The 21,184-nt window shown below is 66.6% G+C and carries 22 protein-coding genes; 17 read left to right on the top strand and 5 right to left on the bottom strand.

The features are described 5' to 3' along the window. Window positions 1–12 precede the first annotated feature (12 nt). Window positions 13–1,506, bottom strand: coding sequence for an ExeA family protein (locus H7U20_RS25815; RefSeq protein ID WP_199762011.1), 1,494 nt, complete (start codon window positions 1,504–1,506; stop codon window positions 13–15). Between the two features lie 11 nt (window positions 1,507–1,517). Continuing rightward, window positions 1,518–2,234, bottom strand: a complete 717-nt coding sequence (locus H7U20_RS25810; protein ID WP_199762010.1) for an ABC transporter ATP-binding protein — start codon at window positions 2,232–2,234, stop codon at window positions 1,518–1,520. Window positions 2,235–2,482: 248 nt separating this feature from the next. Here H7U20_RS25810 and H7U20_RS25805 point away from each other — a divergent pair, with 248 nt between their 5' ends. From H7U20_RS25805 to H7U20_RS25730, 16 genes are all read left to right on the top strand, one after another. Beyond that, entirely contained in the window at window positions 2,483–4,186 is a 1,704-nt protein-coding gene (locus H7U20_RS25805; protein ID WP_199762009.1) for a GspE/PulE family protein, read from the top strand. Between the two features lies 1 nt (window position 4,187). Continuing rightward, window positions 4,188–5,423 carry a type II secretion system F family protein gene (locus H7U20_RS25800; RefSeq protein ID WP_199762008.1) on the top strand — a complete coding sequence of 412 codons (1,236 nt, stop codon included), beginning with the start codon at window positions 4,188–4,190 and terminating at the stop codon, window positions 5,421–5,423. After that, on the top strand, window positions 5,420–5,959 hold the full coding sequence (locus H7U20_RS25795; RefSeq protein ID WP_199762007.1) for a type II secretion system protein: 540 nt from the start codon (window positions 5,420–5,422) through the stop codon (window positions 5,957–5,959). Before H7U20_RS25800 ends, H7U20_RS25795 begins: the two co-directional genes overlap by 4 nt. Before the next feature lie 55 nt (window positions 5,960–6,014). Continuing rightward, window positions 6,015–6,572, top strand: coding sequence for a type II secretion system protein (locus tag H7U20_RS25790; RefSeq protein WP_233411091.1), 558 nt, complete (start codon window positions 6,015–6,017; stop codon window positions 6,570–6,572). Between the two features lie 52 nt (window positions 6,573–6,624). Further along, window positions 6,625–7,287, top strand: coding sequence for a pilus assembly FimT family protein (locus tag H7U20_RS25785; protein WP_370593255.1), 663 nt, complete (start codon window positions 6,625–6,627; stop codon window positions 7,285–7,287). Next, a complete protein-coding gene (locus tag H7U20_RS25780) occupies window positions 7,277–7,921 on the top strand; it encodes a type IV pilus modification PilV family protein (RefSeq protein WP_199762005.1) in 645 nt (214 codons plus the stop codon). The genes H7U20_RS25785 and H7U20_RS25780 overlap by 11 nt, the downstream gene beginning before the upstream one ends. Then, window positions 7,918–8,796 carry a type II secretion system protein gene (locus H7U20_RS25775; RefSeq protein WP_199762004.1) on the top strand — a complete coding sequence of 293 codons (879 nt, stop codon included), beginning with the start codon at window positions 7,918–7,920 and terminating at the stop codon, window positions 8,794–8,796. The genes H7U20_RS25780 and H7U20_RS25775 overlap by 4 nt, the downstream gene beginning before the upstream one ends. Continuing rightward, window positions 8,793–9,326, top strand: a complete 534-nt coding sequence (locus tag H7U20_RS25770) for a pilus assembly PilX family protein (RefSeq protein ID WP_233411090.1) — start codon at window positions 8,793–8,795, stop codon at window positions 9,324–9,326. The genes H7U20_RS25775 and H7U20_RS25770 overlap by 4 nt, the downstream gene beginning before the upstream one ends. Before the next feature lie 153 nt (window positions 9,327–9,479). Further along, window positions 9,480–10,424, top strand: a complete 945-nt coding sequence (locus H7U20_RS25765; RefSeq protein ID WP_199762003.1) for a type IV pilus biogenesis protein PilM — start codon at window positions 9,480–9,482, stop codon at window positions 10,422–10,424. Then, entirely contained in the window at window positions 10,421–11,173 is a 753-nt protein-coding gene (locus H7U20_RS25760) for an MSHA biogenesis protein MshI (protein ID WP_199762002.1), read from the top strand. The genes H7U20_RS25765 and H7U20_RS25760 overlap by 4 nt, the downstream gene beginning before the upstream one ends. Further along, window positions 11,170–11,946, top strand: a complete 777-nt coding sequence (gspM, locus tag H7U20_RS25755) for a type II secretion system protein GspM (RefSeq protein ID WP_199762001.1) — start codon at window positions 11,170–11,172, stop codon at window positions 11,944–11,946. The genes H7U20_RS25760 and gspM overlap by 4 nt, the downstream gene beginning before the upstream one ends. Beyond that, on the top strand, window positions 11,943–12,395 hold the full coding sequence (locus H7U20_RS25750) for a hypothetical protein (protein WP_233411089.1): 453 nt from the start codon (window positions 11,943–11,945) through the stop codon (window positions 12,393–12,395). The genes gspM and H7U20_RS25750 overlap by 4 nt, the downstream gene beginning before the upstream one ends. 26 nt (window positions 12,396–12,421) lie before the next feature. Continuing rightward, entirely contained in the window at window positions 12,422–14,233 is a 1,812-nt protein-coding gene (gene mshL / locus H7U20_RS25745) for a pilus (MSHA type) biogenesis protein MshL (protein WP_199762000.1), read from the top strand. Between the two features lie 2 nt (window positions 14,234–14,235). Beyond that, window positions 14,236–15,135: an ExeA family protein gene (locus H7U20_RS25740; protein ID WP_199761999.1), complete on the top strand. Its 900-nt coding sequence runs from the start codon at window positions 14,236–14,238 to the stop codon at window positions 15,133–15,135. Beyond that, window positions 15,132–16,337: a tetratricopeptide repeat protein gene (locus tag H7U20_RS25735; RefSeq protein WP_199761998.1), complete on the top strand. Its 1,206-nt coding sequence runs from the start codon at window positions 15,132–15,134 to the stop codon at window positions 16,335–16,337. The genes H7U20_RS25740 and H7U20_RS25735 overlap by 4 nt, the downstream gene beginning before the upstream one ends. A gap of 387 nt (window positions 16,338–16,724) precedes the next feature. Then, window positions 16,725–17,171, top strand: a complete 447-nt coding sequence (locus H7U20_RS25730) for a hypothetical protein (RefSeq protein WP_199761997.1) — start codon at window positions 16,725–16,727, stop codon at window positions 17,169–17,171. 168 nt (window positions 17,172–17,339) lie between these two features. Here the strand turns inward: H7U20_RS25730 and H7U20_RS25725 are convergent, their stop codons facing one another. The 3 genes from H7U20_RS25725 to H7U20_RS25715 form a co-directional block, all read right to left on the bottom strand. Next, window positions 17,340–18,446, bottom strand: coding sequence for an HD-GYP domain-containing protein (locus tag H7U20_RS25725; RefSeq protein WP_199761996.1), 1,107 nt, complete (start codon window positions 18,444–18,446; stop codon window positions 17,340–17,342). A 59-nt stretch (window positions 18,447–18,505) separates the two neighbouring features. Beyond that, the gene (locus H7U20_RS25720; protein ID WP_199761995.1) at window positions 18,506–19,690 is read right to left on the bottom strand and encodes a pyridoxal phosphate-dependent aminotransferase; all 1,185 of its coding nucleotides are present in this window, start codon (window positions 19,688–19,690) and stop codon (window positions 18,506–18,508) included. Between the two features lie 188 nt (window positions 19,691–19,878). Beyond that, window positions 19,879–20,325: a putative toxin-antitoxin system toxin component, PIN family gene (locus H7U20_RS25715; protein ID WP_199761994.1), complete on the bottom strand. Its 447-nt coding sequence runs from the start codon at window positions 20,323–20,325 to the stop codon at window positions 19,879–19,881. Between the two features lie 36 nt (window positions 20,326–20,361). On the opposite strand from H7U20_RS25715, the gene yaaA reads away from it, so the two are divergent. Beyond that, window positions 20,362–21,129 carry a peroxide stress protein YaaA gene (yaaA, locus tag H7U20_RS25710; RefSeq protein WP_199761993.1) on the top strand — a complete coding sequence of 256 codons (768 nt, stop codon included), beginning with the start codon at window positions 20,362–20,364 and terminating at the stop codon, window positions 21,127–21,129. Window positions 21,130–21,184 lie beyond the last annotated feature (55 nt).

The following is a 21,184-nucleotide window of genomic DNA, read 5'->3' as shown; positions in this document are numbered from 1 at the left end:
ATAGCCATGATCTTACAATTGTGATCCTACGGCAAATGATTGGCCCTCGATCGGGCAAATAAGCGTCTTGAACGGCTCTTTTTCACCTGCCGCGCCACAGATCGCCCGCACCTCGGCGCGGATCGTCTTGACGGCGCGGATCTGCGGGCGGAAGGTCCAGCGGCCGGCCAGCAAGGTTTGCACCGCCTCGGCCTGGGCCTGGCTGGGGTAGCTGCCGTAGACGATGGCGATCTGCAGGACGCCGCCGATGCGCTGCGGATAGAGGTGGATCTGGCTCAGGCCGACGGCGTCGCGCAGGTCGCCGAGGAAGCGTTCGAGGCGAACCCGGTCGGTCAGCGGGATGCTGTCGATTTGCAGGCCGAGCCGCTCGCCGGGTTCGCTGCGCAACCAGGCCGCGCTGACGCGCAGGGTTTGCTGCAGCAGCTCGGCGCTGGCCAGTGCCGCCGCCGTCCCCGCCGTGGCCGCCGGCTTGACCGGCTTGGTGGCCGGCGGCGGCCGGCTGGCCGCCGCGCCGGACGAGGCTGCCAACGACGGCGCCAAGGCGGGGGCCAACGAGGGTGCCGATGTCGGTGCCAACGACAGCGCCGGCGCCGGCGCGGACGCGGCCGGCGGGCGCAGCGCCAGCCAGCCGATGGCGCACAGCAGCAACACGATCACCAGCGACAAGGCGGCGGTGAGCGGCGAAATGATACTTTTTTTGGTTGCGAACTGGCTTTCCTGTATCGCTTTTCGCGCATGCGCCACCTCCACGGTGGCGCTGTCGTCGGCGAAGGCGGCCAGCAGCGCCTTGTCGGCCAGAATGTTGATGCGCCGCACAATGCCCTGCGAGGTGCGCCCGATCAGCCGCGCCGCCGCCGCGCTGAACGCCGCGTCGCCCTGGTAGCCGGCGGCGCGCAGGCGGAAGTCGAGGAAGTCGGCGACCAGCTCGGGCGCCATGGCCGGCACCTCGAAGCTGTGGGTGATGCGCTCCTTCAACTGGCGCATATGCGGCAAATCCAGGTGCTCGTCGAGTTCGGGTTGGCCGAACAGCACGATCTGCAACAGCTTGTGGTGGGCCGTCTCCAGATTGGTCAGCAGGCGGATTTCCTCCAGCGTGTCGAGCGGCATGGCCTGGGCCTCCTCGACCAGCAGCACCACCTGGCGGCCGGCGCTGTGCTTGCCGATCAGGTCGGCGTGCAGCTCGCGCAACACCTCGTCGCCGCGCTTGCCGTCCGGCTGCAGGCCCAGTTCGCTGGCGATGGCGAACAGCGCCTCCAGCGGCGACAGGCTGGGGTTGACCAGGTAGATCACCTCGATGTGTGGCGGCAACTGGCTCTCCAGCATGCGGCACAGCATGGTCTTGCCGCTGCCGACCTCGCCGGTGACCTTGGTGATGCCCTCGCCGTGGCAAACCACGTACAGCAGGGCTTGCAGGATCTCGCCGCGGGTGTTGCCGGAATAGAAAAAGGTCGGGTTCGGCGTGATGCCGAACGGCGACTGCGACAGGCCGAAGTGGGACTGGTACATGGCGGCCGGTCCTAGGCGATGCAGCGCATGAAGGCCTGCTCCAGGCTGGCGGCGGCGTAGCGTTCGCGGCACTGCGCCGGCGTGCCGGCGAAGGCGATGCGGCCCTGGTGCAGGATGGCCATGCGGTCGCACAGCTCGTCGACGTCGGCCAGCGCGTGGGAGGTGAAGAACAGGCCGTGGCCGTCGGCGCGCCAGCGCGCCAGCTCGTCCTTGAGCAGGGCGCGCGCCTTCGGGTCGAGTCCGCTCATCGGCTCGTCGAGCACCAGCATCGGCTTGCGCGCCAGCAGGCAGGCGGCCAGGCCGAGCTTTTGCGTCATGCCTTTCGAGTAGCCGCGCACGGTGCGTTTCAGGGCGGCCGGCTCCAGGTCGAGCGCGTGCATGAGCCGCGCCACCGCCTCGGCGTCGTAGGCGATCTGTTGCAGCGTCAGCACGTAGCGCAGGAAGTCGGCGCCGGTCAGGTAGTAGGGCGGCATGAAGCGCTCCGGCAAAAAGCTCAGCGGCGCGCGGGCGGCGGCCAGCCGGTGCGGCTGGCCGAAGATGGCGATGTCGCCGCCGTCGAGCGCGCAAAAATCGAACAGACACTTGATCAGGCTGGTCTTGCCGGCGCCGTTGACGCCGACCAGGCCGAAAAATTCGCCCGGCATGACCTGCAGATCGACGCCGTCGAGCACGCCGCGCTCGGCGTAACGCTTGACGATGTGCTGGAAGCGCAAGGCGGGAACGGTCATGGAGCGGTCAAGTGAAGGAGCGACCCATACTGTAGCGCAATATTGGCGAGTTTGCCTAGGGAAACAGAGCAAATCGCAGAGTGAAAAGCGGGGGCGTGGCGCATTCCGGCGGAGAAAGCGAAATACCGCCGCAGATTGTCGACAAGCACGCTTTTCTGGCTTAGCATGGCCGCAATCGAGCCACCGGACCGGGCCGCCGACCAAGGGCGCGGCCGCGCGGGCGGCTCTTCAATGCGAACGGAGCGGGTATGGCAAGGCCGGAAAAAGTCCGACTGGGGGAAATCCTGGTGCAGCAGAAGCTGCTGTCGGAGGAGCAATTGGGCTTGGCGCTGGCCGAGCAGAAGCGCAGCGGGCGCAAGCTGGGCCGGGTCTTCATCGAGAACGGCTATGTCAGCGAGGAGCAGATCTCCGGCGCGCTGGCGCGCCAGCTGGCCATCCCCTACCTGAACCTGAAGTTCTACAACATCAACCCGGAGATCGTCCGCCTGCTGCCCGAGACGCAGGCGCGGCGCTTCCGCGCGCTGGTGCTGGAGGACCGCCACGGCCGCCTGCTGGTCGGCATGTCCGACCCGACCGACCTGTTCGCCTACGACGAGATCGCCCGCATCCTCAAGCAGGACATCGAGCTGGCGGTGGTCAACGAGACCGAGGTGCTGGCCGCCATCGACCGCATCTACCGCCGCACCGAGGACATCACCGACCTGGCGCGCGAGCTGGAGCAGGACATCGGCGACGTCTCGGTCGACTTCGGCGCGCTGGCCGTCAACCCGGGGCTGGAGGAGGCGCCCATCGTCAAGCTGCTGCAGTCGGTGTTCGACGACGCCACCCAGGTGCGCGCCTCGGACATCCACATCGAGCCGCAGGAGGGCCGGCTGCAAATCCGCTTCCGCATCGACGGCGTGCTGCACCTGCAGACCGAGACCGACATCAAGATCGCCCCGGCGCTGGCGCTGCGCCTCAAATTGATGTCCGACCTCGACATCTCGGAGAAGCGCCTGCCGCAGGACGGCCGCTTCGCCGTGCGGGTCAAGCAGCAGCGCATCGACGTGCGCATTTCGACCATGCCGACCCAGTACGGCGAGTCGGTGGTGATGCGTCTGCTCAACCAGGGCGGCACCACGCTGCGGCTCGACGCCATCGGCATGCCGGCCGCCATGGTCGAGAAGTTCCGCGCCATCGTGCGCCGTCCCAACGGCCTGGTGCTGGTGACCGGCCCGACCGGCAGCGGCAAGACCACCACCCTGTACTGCGCGCTGGCCGAGCTCAACTCGGTCGAGAAAAAACTCATCACCGTCGAAGACCCGGTCGAGTACCGCCTGGCCGGCATCAACCAGGTGCAGGTCAACGACAAGATCGAGCTGAGCTTCGCCCGCGTGCTGCGCTCGGCGCTGCGGCAGGACCCGGACATCGTGCTGGTCGGCGAGATGCGCGACCAGGAAACCGCCCAGATCGGCCTGCGCGCCGCCATGACCGGCCACCTGGTGCTGTCGACCCTGCACACCAACGACGCGCTGAGCACGCCGCTGCGGCTGATGGACATGGGCGTGCCGCGCTACATGGTGGGCAGCTCGCTGCAGGCGGTGCTGGCGCAGCGCCTGGTGCGGGTGATCTGCGAGAGCTGCAGCACGCCCTACCAGGCGACGCCGGCCGAGATCGAATGGCTGCGCGCCGAGCTGGCCGAGCGGGCCGACAGCGGCCACTACTTCCATGGCAAGGGTTGTTCGCACTGCAACGGCATGGGCTACCGCGGCCGCACCGGCGTCTACGAGCTGCTGGAGATGACCGGCGCCGTGGTCGACGCCGCCAACCACCACGACCCCTCGCACTTCCTCAAGGTGGCCGGCGCCCAGATGGCCGGCAACACCCTGCGCCGCCACGCCGTCCAGCTGGTGGTCGAGGGCCGCACGACGGTGGCCGAGGCCATGCGCGTGAGCAACCAGTTCGAGGATTGACGTGCCATTTTTCGCCTACAAGGGCCGCAACGCGCGCGGCGAGCTGATGCAGGGCGTGCTGGAGGGCGCCGACAGCGGCGCCGTCGCCGAGCAGTTGTTCAACACCGGCGTGACGCCGATCGAGATCGAGCTCACCAGCAAGACGGTCAGCGCCGGCGGCGACGATCCATGGTGGCAGCGGCTGACCGAGAAGAAGGTCACCTCGATGGACGTGCAACTGTTCAGCCGCCAGTTGTACACCCTGCTCAAGTCCGGCGTGCCGATCATGCGCGGCCTGGCCGGCCTGCAGGAGTCGGCCGTCAGCAAGGCTTTCGGCCGCGTCATCAAGGACCTGCGCGAGTCGCTCGATTCCGGTCGCGAGCTGTCGGCGGCGATGCGCCGCCACCCCGAGGTGTTCAGCCAGTTCTACCTGTCGATGGTGCGGGTGGGCGAGATGACCGGCCGGCTGGAGGAAGTGTTCCTGCGCCTGTTCGACCACCTGGAGTTCGACCGCGACATGCGCGAGCGGGTCAAGACGGCGACCCGCTACCCCGGCTTCGTGGTCTTCGCCATGGTCGCGGCGATGGTGATCGTCAACATCTTCGTGATTCCCTCGTTCGTCAAAGTGTTCGAGGGCTTCCACGCCGAGCTGCCGCTGATGACGCGCATCCTGATCGGCACCTCGAATTTCAGCGTGCGCTACTGGCCGGTCCTGCTGGGCGCGCTGCTGGCCGGCATTTTCGGCACGCGCGCCTGGCTGGCCACCACGGCCGGCCGCTACCGCTGGGACCAGTGGAAGCTGCGCGTGCCGGTGGCCGGCAAGATCGTGCTGAAGGGCACCATGGCGCGCTTCGCCCGCAGCTTTGCGCTGTCCAGCCGCAGCGGCGTGCCCATCGTGCAGGCCCTGACGGTGGTCTCGCAGACGGTCGACAACGCCTATTTGACGGCGCGCGTCGAGCAGATGCGCGACGGCGTCGAGCGCGGCGAGAGCATCCTGCGCACGGCGGCGGCGGCCGGCGTGTTCACGCCGGTGGTGCTGCAGATGATCGCCGTCGGCGAGGAGAGCGGCTCGCTCGACGAGCTGATGGACGAGATCGCCCAGATGTACGAGCGCGAGGTCGACTACGAGCTCAAAACCCTGTCGGCGCAGATCGAGCCGATTCTGATCGTCTTCCTCGGCGCCATGGTGCTGGTGCTGGCGCTGGGCATTTTCCTGCCGATCTGGGACCTGGGCAAGGCGGCCCTGCACCCGAAATGAGCCGCTTCACATTCCATGCAAGGACTGTCTCCATCCAGCAACAGCGGCGGCAGGGGGGCGCCGGTCTGATGGAGTTCGCCGTCAGCGCTTCGGTGGTGGCGATTCTGGCCGCGATGTTGCTGAGCCGGCTGTATTCCTACCAGGGCGAGGCCGAGCGCGTGGCGATGCAGTACACAGTGTCCGCTATCCGCAGCGTCTTGCAGCTGAAGCAGGCCCAGGCGCGCCTGCCCGAGCACCCCTTGAATCTGGCGCAATTGGCCGAACAGAACCCGCTGGAGCTGCTCGACCGCAAACCCAGGAATTATCTCGGCGAATTTTATTCGCCCGATGTGCGGGAATTGGCGCCGGGTAACTGGTATTTCGATAGGGACAGGAAAATTTTGGTGTATTTGTTGAACGAGAGAAGTGTTTTCGGAGATTCTTCACTGAAACAGTTGCAGTTCAAGGTAAAATTATTGCGCTTGCCCTTATCACCCGCCAAGCCGTCGAGTGCCCCGGAAATGTCCGGTGCGACTCTGGAACAATTGAACGGTTGAGGCCGCGCCCACGGAAATTTGTCGTCGTCTCGTACTACTTTGTCCTCGCGACGATTTGGAGAATTTGATGAAAAAGCCAGCACTGACCGCAATGCGTAGTTCCGCCCAAGCAGGTTTCACCCTGATCGAGTTGATCGTGGTGATCGTGATTTTGGGGATTTTGGCGGCCACGGCCCTGCCGAAGTTCGCCGGCCTGTCGGGCGACGCCCGTCTGGCGGCATTGAACGCGGCGCGCGGCGCCGTGCAGTCCACCGTCGCCATGGTGCATGGTCAGAGCCTGGCCAATCCCACCGCCGCCAGCTTTACCAATGAGGGTGCGGTGATTCCCGTCGCCTTGGGCTATCCGACCGCATCGGCCGGCTTCCTCCAAGGGGCGGGTATCAGCGCCAACGGCGCCACCAACAGTGACTACACCATCACCATCGGCGGCGCCGCCGTCGTTCCGGCGACGGCGAACGCGCCGGCAATTCCGATCAACGGCCTGCTGATCATCCCGACCGGCGTCGCCGGTACACCCAGCGGTCTGACTTGCAACTTGATCTACACCCAGACCGCCGCCGCCAATACGCCGCCAACTGTCGTGGTGACAGGAACGGCGGCCGGTTGTCAGTAAGCAGCTAGGCTGGCCGCCGCAGGCCGGTCCGGCGCCGAGCGGCTTAGCCACCATGTCGATCCAACCCGCCCCCTTGGCCTGCCGCTTGTCCGCTTTCCGACGACGGCCCCGGCGGGGGAGCGGTTTCACGATGATCGAGTTGGTGGTGGTGCTGGTCGTCACCGGCATCCTCGGCGCGGTCGCCGTGGGACGCTTTTTCGACAACAGCGTTTTCGAGGCCAGAGAGTACGCCGACCAAGTCCGCGCCATCATCCGTTATGGCCAAAAGGTGGCGGTGGCGCAGAACCGACCGATCTTTGTGATCGCCGACGGCAACCGCTTCGCGCTGTGCTCGGCGGCAGTCTGCACCGCAAACAATATGCTCACTTCTCCCGCCGGCAGCAACAGTGGCAGCACGACCAGCCGCGCCCAGTGCCAGATCGGCGGCAATTACATCGCCGGCTGGATGTGCGAGGCGCCACCGGCCGGCACCGTGGTGGCCAGCAACAGCGTCAACCAGGTGGGGCCGAACGGCTATTTCTACTTCGACGCGCTGGGCCGGCCCTACGCCAAGGCCGACGCCGCCAATATCGGCGTCAACAATCCGGCCGGCGCGCCATCCACCTTCGGCGTGGTGGCGGGGCAGGCCGCCTTGCAGCCCTTGAGCATCAGCGTCACCAGCGGCGCCAACAATATCGTCATCGTCGTGCAAGCGGAAACCGGCAATGTCTTTTAATCCGCCAGGCAGGCAACGCGGGCTCAGCATCATCGAGCTGATCATCTTCATCGTCGTCATGGGCATCGCGGCCGCCGGCATCATGCAGGTGTTCAATCTGTCGACCAAGGCCAGTGCCGATCCGGTGCGCCGCAAACAGGCGCTGCTGCTGGCGGAAGCCTTGTTGGAGGAAATCGAGTTGGCCCGTTTCACCTATTGCGATCCGACCGACGCCAACGCGGCGACGGCCACCAGCGCCGTCAACGGCGGCGCCGGCAATCCGCTGCAATGCTTCGACAAGGCCGAAGGTTTCGGGCTGGAAGCGGGCAACGTCGGCCGCCCCTTCGACAACGTCAACGATTATGTGACCGGCGCCAATGCCGTATCCACCCCGTTCACCGTCGGCGGCGTGCTGGTCGATGCCGCCGGCATTCCCTTCGAGGGCGACGTCGCCGGCTTCACCGCCAACGTGACGATGAATGTCCCCGGCGTCGCCGCACCGCTGGGGCCGGCGGCCCTGCCGGTGCGCGGCAATGCTTTGGCGGCCAACCTGAACGCAGTGCGCATCACGGTCACCGTCAACTACGGCAGCCCCAATGACAACGTGACGCTGGACGGCTACCGCACCCGTTACGCGCCGACCTCCTATCCATGAGGCCGCCCGCCAACACGCCCGCCAGGCGCCAGCGCGGCTTCACGCTGGTGGAGGCGATCATGGTCATGGTCATCACCGGCGTGCTGGCGGGCATCCTGGTGCTGTTCATCCGCCAGCCGGTGCAGAACTATATGGACGCCTCCGGCCGTGCCGAGATGAGCGACCAGGCCGACCTGGCCCTGCGCCGCATGGCCCGCGAGCTGCGCGGCGCCTTGCCCAACAGTGTGCGCGAGCAGGTGGTGGGCGGCGCCAGCCTGATCGAATTCATCCCCACCAAGATCGGCGGCCGCTACCTCTCCATTGAAGACAACGCCAACGCCGCGCTGCCGGTGCTCGATTTCCAGACGGTCGCCAACACTTTCACCGTCGACGGCGCCATGCCGGTCGGCGTCAGTGCCATCGTGGCCGGCGATGACATGGTTGTCTATAACCTCGGCTCCGGCTATCTGGATGCCGACGCCTACGCCGGTAGCAACCGTGCCCGCGTCTTGGCGGTGGCTGGCAACACGGTCACGCTGCTGGCCAACACCTTCTCCGTGCCGGCGCTGGCGACGCCGGCGCGCCTGCCGAACACCTCGCCGAGCCAGCGTTTCCAGGTGGTGCAGCAGCCGGTGCTGTTCGTCTGCCAGGGCAACGCCGCCGCCACCGGCACGCTGACGCGATTTTGGAACTACGGCTTCCAGGCGGCCATGCCGGTGGCCGGCGCCGGCCAGTCGGCCGTGCTGGCCAGGAACGTGGTCAGCTGTACCTTCCGTTACACCAACCAGCCGAACGTGCACACCGGGCTGATCGGCCTGACCATCGTGCTGGGCCGCCCCAACAGCACCGAGAGGATCACCCTGGCGCACCAAATCCACGTCGAGAACACGCCATGAGCCTGCCGACCCGTTTGCCCACGCCGTTGCCCGGCCCTGTGCCGACCCCTGCGCCGACCGGCTCGCCAACGCGCCTGAGCGCATTCATGCGCGTGCGCGCGTTGCGTCGCGCCGCCGGGGTCGGCATGGTGACGGCGATCTTCCTGCTGGTGGCGCTGGCCGGGCTGGCGGTGGCCATGGTCTCGCTGATGACCACGCAGCAGAGCAGCGCCGCGCTGGACGAGCAGGGCGCCCGCGCCTACCAGGCGGCGCGCGCCGGTTTGGAGTGGGCGCTGTGGGTGCGTCTGCAGGGGGCGAGCGCGGCGCCGCCCATCGCGCTGGCCTGTCCGGGAACCTACAACTTCGATCTGCCGCCGAACAACACCCTGTCGGCCTTCAGCGTCACCGTCGTTTGCACCGCCGCGCAGGGCGTCGGCCAGCGCATCCAGATCCAGTCGACCGCCTGCGCGCCGGCGGCGGCCGGCAGCGTCTGCCCGAATCCGGCGCCGGGTGCGGACTATGTGCAGCGGCAATTGCAGGCGGAGCTCTAGCAACTCGGCACGCCAGCATTGCGCGAAACAGTGGGAATCTGTGCATTTTTGGACGCGGAATGCAATATTGCGACATAAGGCGAAAGCATCTTGAATATAATCAATCAACTAGCGTGTTTTCCTCACGTAGTGTTGACCACATAGATTGCAGGCATGGGTTTCTTCTCAAAATCTAAGAAAAAAGAAGGCTGGCTGACGATCAACCTGCTCGCCGACGGCATCTGCGTCGGCGGCGTGCGCCGTGTCAGGGAGGCCAAGCCGGTGGTCGAGCTGGCGCAATTCCATGCCGTCCAGGCGAATGGCCCGGCCGAGGCGCTCGACAAGCTGGGCCGCGAGCTGCGCGCCGCCAGCTTCCGCTGCGGCACTTTGCTCGGCGGCGGCGAATACCAGTTGCTGGCGGTCGACGCGCCGAATGTGCCGCGCGACGAATTGAAGACGGCGGTGCGTTGGCGCCTCAAGGACATGCTCGACTTCCATGTCGACGATGCCGCCATCGACGTGCTGGATATTCCGCTCGACAAGAGCGCGGCGCAGCGCGCCAACACCATGTTCGTCGTTGCCGCGCGCAACAGCGTGGTCAAGGCGCGCCAGGACCTGTTCGGCGCGGCCAAGTTCCGCCTGCGCGTGATCGACATCCCCGAACTGGCCCAGCGCAACATTTCGACCCTGCTCGAACCGGAGGGGCGCGGCTTGGCCATGCTGTCCTTCGACGCCGATGGCGGCCTGCTCACCGTCACCTACCACGCCGAGCTGTATCTGGCGCGGCGCATCGATGTCACCCTGGCCCAATTGCTGGAGCCGGACTCGGACAAGCAACAGGTCTGCTTTGAAAAGATCGCGCTGGAGTTGCAACGCTCGATGGACCACTTCGACCGCCAGTTTCATTTCATCAGCGTCTCCAAGCTGTTGCTGGCGCCGAGCGGCGCGCCGGGCCTGCATGAATACCTGGCCAGCAATCTTTACCTGCCGGTCGAGGCGATGGAGTTGAGCGACGTCTTCGATCTGAGCAACACGCCCGAACTGGCCGAGGTGGAGCAGCAACGCCGCTTCTTCCTGACGCTGGGCGCCGCGCTGCGCTATGAGGAGAGCAGCCTGTGAGCCAGCAGATCAACCTGTTCAATCCGATTTTCCTGAAGAAGAAGCGGATCTTTGGCGCGCTGCCGATGCTGCAGGCGTTGGCGGTGATATTGCTTGGCGCGTTGGCGCTAGGCGGCTACGCGCAGTTTCGCGTCGGCGAGCTGGAGCGGCGTGCCGCCGCCGGCAAGGTGCTGGTCGAGCAGCGCGAGGCGCGCCTGGTCAAGGTGGCGGCGCAGTTCCAGCCGCGCCAGGCGAATCCCGCGCTGGCCGAGCAGCTGGCCCGCGCCGAGCTGCTGCTCAAGTCGCTGCGCGAGGCCGACGCCGTGCTGCACAATGGCCGGCTCGGCAACACCGACGGCTACGCCGAGTATTTCCGCGCGCTGGCGCGGCAGAACGTCGGCGGCCTGTGGCTGACCGGCGTGACCATCGTCGGCGCCGGCCATGACATCGGCGTGCAGGGCAGGGCGATGCAGGCGACCTTGATCCCCAACTACATCGCCCGTCTGAATGCCGAGAAGGTCATGCGCGGCAAGACCTTCGCCAGCCTGCGCATCGAGCGTGCCACGTTCGAGCCGGCGCCGGCCGTGCCGGCGCCCGCGCCGATCTCGGCGCCGCTGGCCAACCTGGCCGGCATCGGCGCTGCTGCGGCGGCGTCCGCCGCCGCCGCAGCAGCGCAGGCGCCTGCGCCTGCGCCCGTCGTCGCCGGCGCCAAACTGGCGCCCTTCGTCGAGTTCAGCCTGCAATCGAGCGAACCGGAGGCCGCCAAATGAAGCAGCAATGGCTCAAATTGACCACCCGGCTCGACGCGATGACCTTGCGCGAGCGCGCCATGGTGTTCGCCGGCAGCGCCGCCGCCATCATCTTCCTGGTCTACTCGATCATGCTCGACCCGCTGCTGGCGCGGCAGAAGGCCTTGCTGGCGCAGCTCAAGCAGCAGCAAAACCAGATCGCCGGCATCGACATGGAAATCACCAGCAAGGTGGCGGCCTTTGACGTCGATCCCGACGAGGCCGTGCGCAGCCGGCTCAAACAGGCCGCCCAACAGAGCGAGCAGGCCAGCGCCTCGCTGCGCACCTTGCAGAAGGGGCTGGTCGCGCCGGAGCGGATCGCCCCCTTGCTTGAACATCTGTTGCGCGGCAATGGCCGCTTGCAGTTGCTGTCCTTGAGCACGCTGCCGGTCAGCGGCATCAGCGAGGTCGGCGCCGGCATGGACGCCGGCATGTCGCCCGCCGCGTCGGCGACCCAGCCCGTCGCCCAGCTTACCGCTGCCGCCGCCGTTGGTGCTGTCGGTGCTGTCGGTGCCGTGGGCGCCGCCAAGCCGGCCGCGCCGTCGAAGTCGCCGGAGCTGTTGTATCGCCACGGCGTCGAGGTGGTGCTGCAGGGCGGCTATGTCGACATGGTCAACTACATGGCCGCGCTGGAGGCGCTGCCGAGCCAGCTGTTCTGGGGCAAGGCCAAGCTGGACGCCGGCGACTACCCGACCGCCCGTCTGACCCTCACGCTGTACACGCTCAGCCTGGACAAGAAATGGATTTCGATATGAGCACCATCCGATACGCTAAGGCCGCCGTCCGGCGCTGGCTGCCGGTGCTGGCGCTGAGTTTGGCGCCGGTGCTGGCGCCGGCGCAGAATTTTGCCCCGGGGCCGGCGCCGGCCCCGGCCCCGGCCCCGGCTTCGGCTTCCTCGCAGACGCTGCCCGACCCGACCCGGCCGCCGCCCGAGGCGATGCGGGCGCTGGGTGGCGCTGTCGTCGTTGCCGCGCCGCCAGCCAACGGCGGCCGGCCGCAGCTGCAATCGGTGCTGACCGGCAGCCGTGGCCGCCAGGTCGCCGTGATCGACGGCCAGACCGTGCGGCGCGGCGACAAGTTCAACGGCGCCGTGTTGACCAAGGTCGACAAGAACAGCGTCGTGCTGCGGCGCGGCGCCAAGGTCGAGGTGCTCACCCTATTGCCCGCCGAACAGGCGGACGCGCGGCCGGCGACGGCCCGTTGATGTTGCTATTGATGAAGAGACGCATTATGCAAAAATTAATCCTGGTGGTCGCGGTACTGTTGGGCCTGAGCGCCTGCCAGGCGCCGCATCGGCGCGACACCTACGACAAGATCAGCGAGGAGCTGGCGGCGGCGGCCGCCAAGCCTGCCGCGACGACGCAGAGCGAGGCCGTGGCCAGCGCGCTGCTGCCGCCGGTGGCGCAACTGGCCGACAAGCTGCCCAAGGCGCATGCCGTGCTGGAGGAGCGCTTCAACGTCAACTTCAACAACGTGCCGGCGCAGCAGTTCTACCACTCCATCGTCGCCGGCACCCGCTACAACATGCTGATCCATCCCGAGGTGGTCGGCAGCATCAGCGCCAACCTGAAAGACGTCTCGCTGTTCGAGGCGCTCGACGCCGTGCGCGAGCTGTACGGCTACGACTACAAGGTCGAGGGCAGCCGCATCTACATCCGCCCGCTGACCATGCAGACGCGCATGTTCCAGGTCAACTACCTGAGCTCGGTGCGGCGCGGCAGTTCCAGTCTGCGCGTCAACTCCACCTCGGTGGCCAGCGCCGGCACCAGCAGCAACAGCAACTCGACCAACAACGGCGGCAACAACAATAACAACAACCAAAACAATAACAACGACAACAATTCCGGCAACAACCCTAGCGACGGCAGCAACAGCCGCGTCGGCCAGCGCGACAGCAGCAACGTGCAGACCCAGACCAGCAGCGACTTCTGGCTGGAGCTGAAGACGGCGCTGGAGGCCATCATCGAGGTCGGCAAGGACGGCCGCAGCGTGGTCATCAGTCCGCAGTCCGGCGTGGTGTTGGTGCGCGCCATGCCCGACGAGCTGCGCAATGTCGACCAGTACCTGCGCGCCACCCAGCTGTCGGTCGAGCGCCAGGTGATCCTCGAGGCCAAGATCCTGGAGGTCGAGCTGAACAGCGGTTTCCAAAGCGGCGTCAACTGGTCCGCCTTCGGCCGCTTCCGCGACGGTCACGGCAACAACAAGTTCTCCACCGGTTTCCTCGCGCCCGGCACCGTGCTGACACCGCTGGCCCAGGGCGGCGGCGGCGCCACCGCGCCGACCGTGATCGCCAGCAGCGGCGGCACCAGCATCGCGGCCAGCAGCGGCTACTCGCTGGGCTCGGCCGGCGAGGCCGTCGGTTCGCTGTTCGGCCTGGCCTTCCAGACCAGCAATTTCGCCGCGCTGATTTCCTTCCTCGAATCGCAGGGCACGGTGCATGTGCTGTCGAGCCCGCGCATCGCCACGCTGAACAACCAGAAGGCCGTGTTGAAGATCGGCACCGACGAGTTTTATGTCACCGGCGTCAGCACCACCACCACCACCACCGGCAGCGGCGCCGGCGTCACCTCGCCCAGCGTGACCTTGCAACCGTTCTTCTCCGGCGTGGTGCTCGACGTGACGCCGCAGATCGATGCGCGCGGCAACATCACGCTGCACGTGCATCCCTCGGTGAGCCAGGTGTCGACCGTCAACAAGGGCGTCAACCTGGGCGTCGCCGGCAGCCTGACCCTGCCGCTGGCCGCCTCGTCGACCTCGGAAATGGACAGCATGGTGCGCGGCCAGGACGGCCAGGTGGTCGCCATCGGCGGCCTTATGCGCCAGGCCACCACCACCGACCGCTCGCAGGTGCCGGGCGCCGGCGACGTGCCGCTGCTCGGCGCGCTGTTCCGCAACACCAAGGACGTGATGCAGAAGCGCGAACTGGTGGTGCTGATCAAGCCGACCATCGTCGAGAGCGGCGCCAGCTGGAACGAGGACTTGCTGGAGGCGGGCCGCCGCGTCAAGGAACTCGAACCGCGCCGTCCTATGGAGCGTCGTTAATCATGTACCAGCAACATTTCGGCCTGCGCGAGGTGCCGTTCAGCCTGACGCCCGACACCAGTTTTTTCTTCAGCAACGCGCGCTCGCAGGAGGCGCTCAACACCTTGCTGGTGGCGGCGCGTGGCGGCGAGGGCTTCATCAAGATCACCGGCGAGGTCGGCACCGGCAAGACGCTGTTGTGCCGCAAATTCATCGCCACCCTGGGTGAAAATTTCGTCACCGCCTACATCCCCAATCCCTATCTGGAGCCGCGCACCTTGATGCTGGCCTTGGCCGACGAGCTGGAGGTGACCCTGGCGCGCGACGTCGACCAGCACCAATTGCTCAAGTCGATCACCTACCGGCTGATGGAGCTGGCCGGGCAGGGCAAGCAGGTGCTGCTGTGCCTGGACGAGGCGCAGGCGATTCCGCTGCAAAGCTTGGAGGCGCTGCGCCTGCTGACCAATCTGGAGACGGAAAAGCGCAAGCTGTTGCAGATCGTCCTGTTCGGCCAACCCGAGCTGAACCGCCACCTGGAGCTGGACTCGATCCGCCAGTTGGCGCAGCGCATCACCTTCCACTACCACCTGGGGCCGCTCACGCGCGACGACATGGAATATTATCTGGCCCACCGCCTGCGCGTGGCCGGTTACGGCGGCGCCCGCCTGTTCAGCCGGGGCGCGATCGGCAAGTTGTACGCGGCCAGCGGCGGCATTCCGCGCCTGGTCAACATCATCGCCAACAAGGCGTTGATGCTGTGCTACGGCGAGGGCCGCCAGCAGGTCAGCCGGCGCCACGTCAAGCTGGCCGCCGGCGACACCCCGAGCGGCAAGCGTGGCGGCTGGCGTTGGCCCTGGTTGGCCGGGGCCGGCCTGACCCTGCTGGCTGCGGCCTGCGGACTGACCTGGGCGCTGAGCAAATGAGCCTGATCAACAAGATGCTGCAGGATCTGGACGCGCGCGGCGGGCCGGGTGCCCAAGCCGACCGGCAGGAGATCAAGGCGGTGCTGGCGCCGCCGCGCGCGCGCCACCGCGCCGTGCTGATCGGCGCCGCCGCCGCCGCGCTGCTGGCCCTGGCCGCCGGCGGCTGGTTCGGCTGGCGCTATTACCTGGCGCACCGTGCGCCCGCCGCGCCGGCCGCCGTGGCGCCGTCGATTGCGCTGGTGACGCCGGGCGGCGGAGCCGCGCCGGTGCTTGCAGCGGCCTCGGCGGCAAGCGCAGCGGCATCGATGCCTGACGCCGCTGCCGTGCCGGCATCGGCCGCGCCCGTTGCCGTCGGACCATCGGCCGCCGCCGGACCATCGGCCGCCGCAGGGAAAGCCCCGGCGGCGCAGTCGGCAGCGGTGGGTGAGTCGGCCGCTGCTGAACACTCGGCGGCCTATCGCTCGGCCGCTGCGCGGCATTCCGCCGCAGCGAGCTCTTCGCCGGCGACAGCCGCCGGCGCCGCCCGCTCGGGCAAGGCCGGTTCGTTCGGCGAGAGCGCGGCGGAGCGTTTGGCGCAGGCGGAAAGAAAACTGGGCGCCTCGCGCGCCGTCGAGCGTGAGACTAACGAGATGAGTCCGGCGCTGCGCGCCGAGGGCGCCTACCGCCGCGCCCTCGTGGTGCTGCAAGACGGGCGAGTCAACGAGGCGCTGGCCGGCCTGGAGCGCGCGCTGGAGCTGGACCGGCACCACGACGCGGCGCGCCAGACCCTGGTCAGCCTGCTGCTGGAGAATGGCCGCACCGCCGAGGCGGCCCAGCAACTGCGCGCCGCTCTGGCGGCCGACCCGCGCCAGCCCGCGCTGGCGATGCTGCTGGCCCGTCTGCAGGTGGAGAGCGGCGGTCCGGCCATCGAGACGCTGCTGGGCACCATGCCCTACGCCGCCAACAACGCCGACTACCACGCCATGCTGGCCGGCCTGCTGCAACGTGGCCAGCGCAATGCCGAGGCGGCCGAGCACTACCAGGCGGCGCTGCGGCTGGCGCCGCAAAACGGCGTTTGGTGGATGGGATTGGGCATCGCCCTGCAGGCCGACAAGCGCCTGCCCGAGGCGCGCGAAGCCTACGCCCGCGCCAAGACGGCCGGCGGCCTGACGGCGGAGTTGCAATCCTTCGTCGAGCGCAAGCTGGAGCAGTTGGCGCGCTGAGATTGTGCGGTATTTCCAAGTGCACTTTTAAGGGTACCTCGAAAAACCGTCATTCCGCATCGGCGGACCGCCGCGCAGGCGGGAATCTATACCCCGCATGTCCATTGGCTCAGCATGGGTTCCCGCATACGCGGGAACGACAATTTGGTGGTTTTTCGAAGTGCCCTTAAGTTTCCGCAAGAAATTTGCGCCAAAAAATAGACTGCGGGTGCAGCCAAAGATCAACTGCTCAATTTCCTCGAGGCTTTCCTAGGAAGGGTTACTTGCCCACATCGCCAAAAGGCACGCTTGGGTCAGTTCAGCCGCATGGGGAAGATACGCTCGCAACTGGTGCTTCTACGATTCTTGCCGGCATCCAAGATGTTGGATAGATAACTAAGGGAAATTATGGCGTTTGTGAATGAATTCGCTTCCGAGGAGGATGTGGGCACTTTTGAGTTGAAGAAGATTTGGAATAGCTTCCGACTTCCTTTTCAGCAAAATGGATTTGATGAACCAGGTTTTCGCTTTGCATGGACCATCGACCGAAAAAACAAGGTATTTTTAATGCGGATGTTGAGTGGCCGACAAGAACTTTCCAATCGAATTACGTTCGCATTATGGATCGATGGCACTTTGCTCACCGCTGTCTTGGATCTCGGCGCAGAAAGCACTGAAAATGTAAAAAAAGGAACCGGCCAATCGGTTTGGAATTTGCTACGTCTCGAGATACCACCCAACACTTCGCTAAGCTGTGACGACATTGAGACCCTACTAAAGGAAGCACTTGTTGCATATGGATATGATGGTATTTGGCAGTCCATACCTCATTACGCCGTAAAATTTTCTTTTTAAGAGGTAAGGGCAATGGTAAGCGGGGACAGCGCAGCGTGCTGGGCGACTTCATGTCGCCGGTGCAAAAGGCAGTCGGCGAGGCGGCCAGGGAACGCTGAAACGCGCGCGTCGTGGGTGAGTGAGTCGACTGCATGAGGGCAGCTAGTCGTCTGCTTTAACGACGCGAGGTTATAGGCTGGCTTGCACGCCCCAGATCTGCTTCATGCTGAAACGCACGCCGGCCTGGTCCTCGCTGAGCACCTCGGCGATGGCGCAGTCGTTGTCGCCGGTGCTGCGCAGCGGGGCGTCGGCCAGCGTCGCGCCGGCGGCGCCGCGCAGGCAGCGCACGCCCAAGGCGCCGTCGTCGGCGCGGCGTTGCGTGACCACGCCGACCTCGCCGTTTTGCAGCCGCACCAGGCAGCCGGGCGGATAATTGCCCAGCTGGTGGGCGAAGTGCTCGGCCAGCACCGGGTCGAGCGGCGGCACGTTCTCTTCCAGCAGGTTGCGCATGGCCTGGTCCGGCAGCACCGAGCGGCGGTAGTTGCGCGCCGAGACCTGGGCGCAATAACGGTCGGCCAGGCTGATGAGCTTGGCGTTCTGCGTCACCTGCGGGCTGGCCACGCCGGCCGGATAGCCGCTGCCGTCGTCGTTCTCGTGGTGCAGCAGCACGCAGGAGATCCATTCCTCGTCCTCGATGCCGGCGCACTTGAGCAGGTCGGCGCTGTCCTCCGGATGGCGGTGGATGATCGCCATCTCCTCGCGGTTGAGCGGGGTGTTCTTGTTCTGGAAGTTCTCGTGGTGGCGCAGCATGCCGACGTTCATGGTCAGCGCGGCCACCGTCACGGTCAGCGTGTCCTTGGCGGTTTTTTGCATGGCGTGGGCGATCACCACCGCCACCACGGCCGTCTCGATACAGTGGCGCACGGCGTAGCTGCCGGCGATCTGGTTGAGGAAGATGCAGGCCAGCGCGATGTCGGAGTTGAGTTCGACCGCCAGGATGACCTCGCGCGCGATGCCGCGCAACTCGGCCTCGGCGTTGTGCTCGTTGCGCAGCTCGTGCAGCAGGCGCTCCAGGCGCCGGTTCGACAGGTTCAACTGGTGCAGCACCGAGGTCGGCGGCTCCGCCTCGACAAACTGCGGCGCCTCCAGCGGCGCGTCGACCGACTGCGCCATCGCCGCCGCGTTGGCCCCGGTTGCGGCCGCCGGCGCGGCGCCGCTCTCGGCCGACGAGAACAGTTTCCACCGCGAGGACTTGCCGAGCACCAGGTCTTTCAAATTGATACGCCGTTGCACCATGATCGTTCCCGTCTTGCTGTGCCCCGGCGATCATCGCCGCCGTGGCTGATATTGTGTCGCTACACGCCGGCCAGCCGCTGCAAGGCCAAGGCGAGTGTCTCGTCCTGTTTGGCAAAGCAGAAGCGCACGATGCCCGACTCCTTGCCCTGTTGATAGAAGGCCGACACCGGAATCGCCGCCACCTTGATCTCGCTGGTCAGCCACTCGGCGAACTGCGCTTCCGGCAGGTCGGAGATGGCGTCGTAGCGGACGCACTGGAAATAGGTGCCGTCGGCCGGCAACAGTTCGAAGCGGCTGCCCTGCAGGCCGGCGCGGAACAGGTCGCGCTTGCGCTGGTAGAAGGCCGGCAACTCCAGATACGGCGCCGGGTCCGCCATGTAGCTGGCGAAGCCTAGCTGCATCGGCGTGTTGACCGAGAAAACATTGTATTGATGCACCTTGCGGAACTCGGCGCTGAGCGCGGCCGGCGCCGCCACGTAGCCGACCTTCCAGCCGGTCACGTGGTAGGTCTTGCCGAAGCTGGAGACGACGAAGCTGCGCGCCGCCAGTTCGGGCAGGCGGCACACCGATTCGTGGCGCGCGCCGTCGTAGACCATGTGTTCGTAGACCTCGTCCGAGAGGATCAGCACGTCGGTGCCGCGGACGATGTCGGCCAGCGCCGCCAGGTCGGCGCCGCGCAGCACGCTGCCGGTCGGGTTGTGCGGGCTGTTGATGACGATCAGGCGGGTGCGCGCGCCGACGGCGGCGGCCACCTTGTCCCACGGCACGCTGTAGCCGCGCTGGCCCAGCTCCATCTGCACCAGCACCGGCACGCCGCCGGCCAGCGCGATGGCCGGCAGGTAGGAGTCGTAGGCCGGCTCGATGACGATCACCTCGTCGCCCGGATGGACGCAGCACAGGATGGCCGTGGTCAGCGCCTCGGTGGCGCCGGCGGTGACGGTGATCTCGCTGCCGACGTCGTACTCGTGGCCGTAGATGGCGGCGATCTTTTGGCCGATGGCGGCGCGCAGCGGCGGCGCCCCGGTCATCATCGGATACTGGTTGAAGCCGGCGCGCATGGCCTCGCCGACCATGTCGATCAGCGCCGGCTGGCAGGCGAAGTCGGGAAAGCCCTGGCCGAGGTTGACGGCGCCGAACTCGGCGGCCAGCTGCGACATTTGGCTGAACACGGTGGTGCCGACGGCCGGCAGGCGGCTGAGCAACTGCGGGGTGGGGAAGGGCGCTACGGAAAGACGACTATTCATGGCGGCTGGCAAGTTGATCGGGTCTGCCCATTCTAGCGCAGCCGGCCCCATTTGGTGTTGCCCCGAACACCTTTCTATCGGCCGCGCGCCGGGGTCTCATGCCCTTGGCTGGTCGGCGCGCGCGACACCCAAGGGCAAGGACCGGGGTGGGGNNCCCCCCCCCCGGCACTCGTCCTTGGGTGGACTGCTCAGGCGGGCGGCGTTTCCAGCGTCCACTTCTCCGGCACGATGACGCTGAACATGCCGGCCTTGCCCAGCCGGCGCGCCAGCTTGAGCAGCGCCTTGTCCTTGGTGATGAGGATGTCGGCCTGGGCGTCGCGCGCCAGTTCGAGAAACTTCTGGTCGTCGCGGTCGCTGCAAACCGGCAGGCGCACGCCCGACACCGGCGGCGCCACCACCTTGATCAGCGCGTCGAAGCGGGCCGCCGCGAGCGGGCGGCTGGCCTCGTCGAGCGGCAGGTGCTTGTAGTGCAGCACCACCAGGTATTCGGCGCGGCAATCCTCGCGGGTGATCGCCTCGACCGCGCCGGACTCGATGGCGGCCAGCAGGCCGGCCCAGCGCGGGTCGTGGAACACGAACAGGTCGAGGCAAACATTGGTGTCTAGGATGATGCGTTTCGGTGGAACAGGTATCATGTCGGCAATTCTGTAGATGTGTTGATTTGGAATCTTATGCTGATTGTGCTTTCGCCCGCAAAAAGTCTCGATTTGGAGACGCCCCCCACCACGACAATTTCCACCACGCCGGACTTTCTCGACCACTCGACCCAGCTGATCGAGCGTCTGCGCCGCTTCTCGCCGGCCGACGTGGCCAGCCTGATGGACTTGTCGGACAAGCTGGCCAGCCTGAACGTGGCCCGCTACGCCTCTTGGAGCAGCGAGCCGGCCGAGGGCCGCCAGGCCGTCATGGCCTTCAACGGCGACGTCTACGCCGGCCTGGCGGCGCGCAGCCTGACGCCCGGCCAGCTCGACTACGCCCAGTCGCACATCCGCATCCTGTCCGGGCTGTACGGCATGTTGCGTCCGCTCGACCTGATCCAGCCTCACCGGCTGGAGATGGGCACCCGGCTCGACACGCCGCGCGGCAAGGACCTGTATTCGTTCTGGGGCGACACCATCACCCAGGCGCTGAACCGCAACGCCGAGGCGCAGGGCGCCAAGGTGCTGGTCAACCTGGCGTCGGAGGAATATTTCAAGTCCGTCCGTCCGGCCAAGCTGGCCGTGCCCGTCATCACCCCGGTGTTCCAGGAGTGGAAGGGCGGCAAGTACAAAATCATTTCCTTTTATGCCAAGCGGGCCCGGGGGCTGTTGGCGCGCTACGCCGCCGTCAACAATATCCGCGATCCGCAGCGGCTGAAGGACTTCGACGTCGACGGCTACGCTTACGTGCCGGGCGAGTCGAGCGCCAACAGCTGGATGTTCCGCCGCCGCGTCGATTAGCATACCCGCAGGCATCGATTGGAAAACCCAGAGGCATCAATCTGGGGTCGGACCC

Source organism: Rugamonas violacea (assembly GCF_016461825.1).
In the GTDB taxonomy this organism is placed as follows: Bacteria; Pseudomonadota; Gammaproteobacteria; order Burkholderiales; family Burkholderiaceae_D; genus Rugamonas.
This window is presented reverse-complemented; position numbering and strand designations above follow the sequence as displayed.

Coding starts and splice junctions, on each gene's coding strand:
- H7U20_RS25815 (WP_199762011.1), bottom strand. CDS start 1,506: ATGTACCAGTCCCACTTCGGCCTGTCGCAGTCGCCGTTCGGCATCACG.
- H7U20_RS25810 (WP_199762010.1), bottom strand. CDS start 2,234: ATGACCGTTCCCGCCTTGCGCTTCCAGCACATCGTCAAGCGTTACGCC.
- H7U20_RS25805 (WP_199762009.1), top strand. CDS start 2,483: ATGGCAAGGCCGGAAAAAGTCCGACTGGGGGAAATCCTGGTGCAGCAG.
- H7U20_RS25795 (WP_199762007.1), top strand. CDS start 5,420: ATGAGCCGCTTCACATTCCATGCAAGGACTGTCTCCATCCAGCAACAG.
- H7U20_RS25785 (WP_370593255.1), top strand. CDS start 6,625: ATGTCGATCCAACCCGCCCCCTTGGCCTGCCGCTTGTCCGCTTTCCGA.
- H7U20_RS25780 (WP_199762005.1), top strand. CDS start 7,277: ATGTCTTTTAATCCGCCAGGCAGGCAACGCGGGCTCAGCATCATCGAG.
- H7U20_RS25775 (WP_199762004.1), top strand. CDS start 7,918: ATGAGGCCGCCCGCCAACACGCCCGCCAGGCGCCAGCGCGGCTTCACG.
- H7U20_RS25770 (WP_233411090.1), top strand. CDS start 8,793: ATGAGCCTGCCGACCCGTTTGCCCACGCCGTTGCCCGGCCCTGTGCCG.
- H7U20_RS25765 (WP_199762003.1), top strand. CDS start 9,480: ATGGGTTTCTTCTCAAAATCTAAGAAAAAAGAAGGCTGGCTGACGATC.
- gspM (WP_199762001.1), top strand. CDS start 11,170: ATGAAGCAGCAATGGCTCAAATTGACCACCCGGCTCGACGCGATGACC.
- H7U20_RS25750 (WP_233411089.1), top strand. CDS start 11,943: ATGAGCACCATCCGATACGCTAAGGCCGCCGTCCGGCGCTGGCTGCCG.
- mshL (WP_199762000.1), top strand. CDS start 12,422: ATGCAAAAATTAATCCTGGTGGTCGCGGTACTGTTGGGCCTGAGCGCC.
- H7U20_RS25740 (WP_199761999.1), top strand. CDS start 14,236: ATGTACCAGCAACATTTCGGCCTGCGCGAGGTGCCGTTCAGCCTGACG.
- H7U20_RS25735 (WP_199761998.1), top strand. CDS start 15,132: ATGAGCCTGATCAACAAGATGCTGCAGGATCTGGACGCGCGCGGCGGG.
- H7U20_RS25730 (WP_199761997.1), top strand. CDS start 16,725: ATGGCGTTTGTGAATGAATTCGCTTCCGAGGAGGATGTGGGCACTTTT.
- H7U20_RS25725 (WP_199761996.1), bottom strand. CDS start 18,446: ATGGTGCAACGGCGTATCAATTTGAAAGACCTGGTGCTCGGCAAGTCC.
- H7U20_RS25720 (WP_199761995.1), bottom strand. CDS start 19,690: ATGAATAGTCGTCTTTCCGTAGCGCCCTTCCCCACCCCGCAGTTGCTC.
- H7U20_RS25715 (WP_199761994.1), bottom strand. CDS start 20,325: ATGATACCTGTTCCACCGAAACGCATCATCCTAGACACCAATGTTTGC.
- yaaA (WP_199761993.1), top strand. CDS start 20,362: ATGCTGATTGTGCTTTCGCCCGCAAAAAGTCTCGATTTGGAGACGCCC.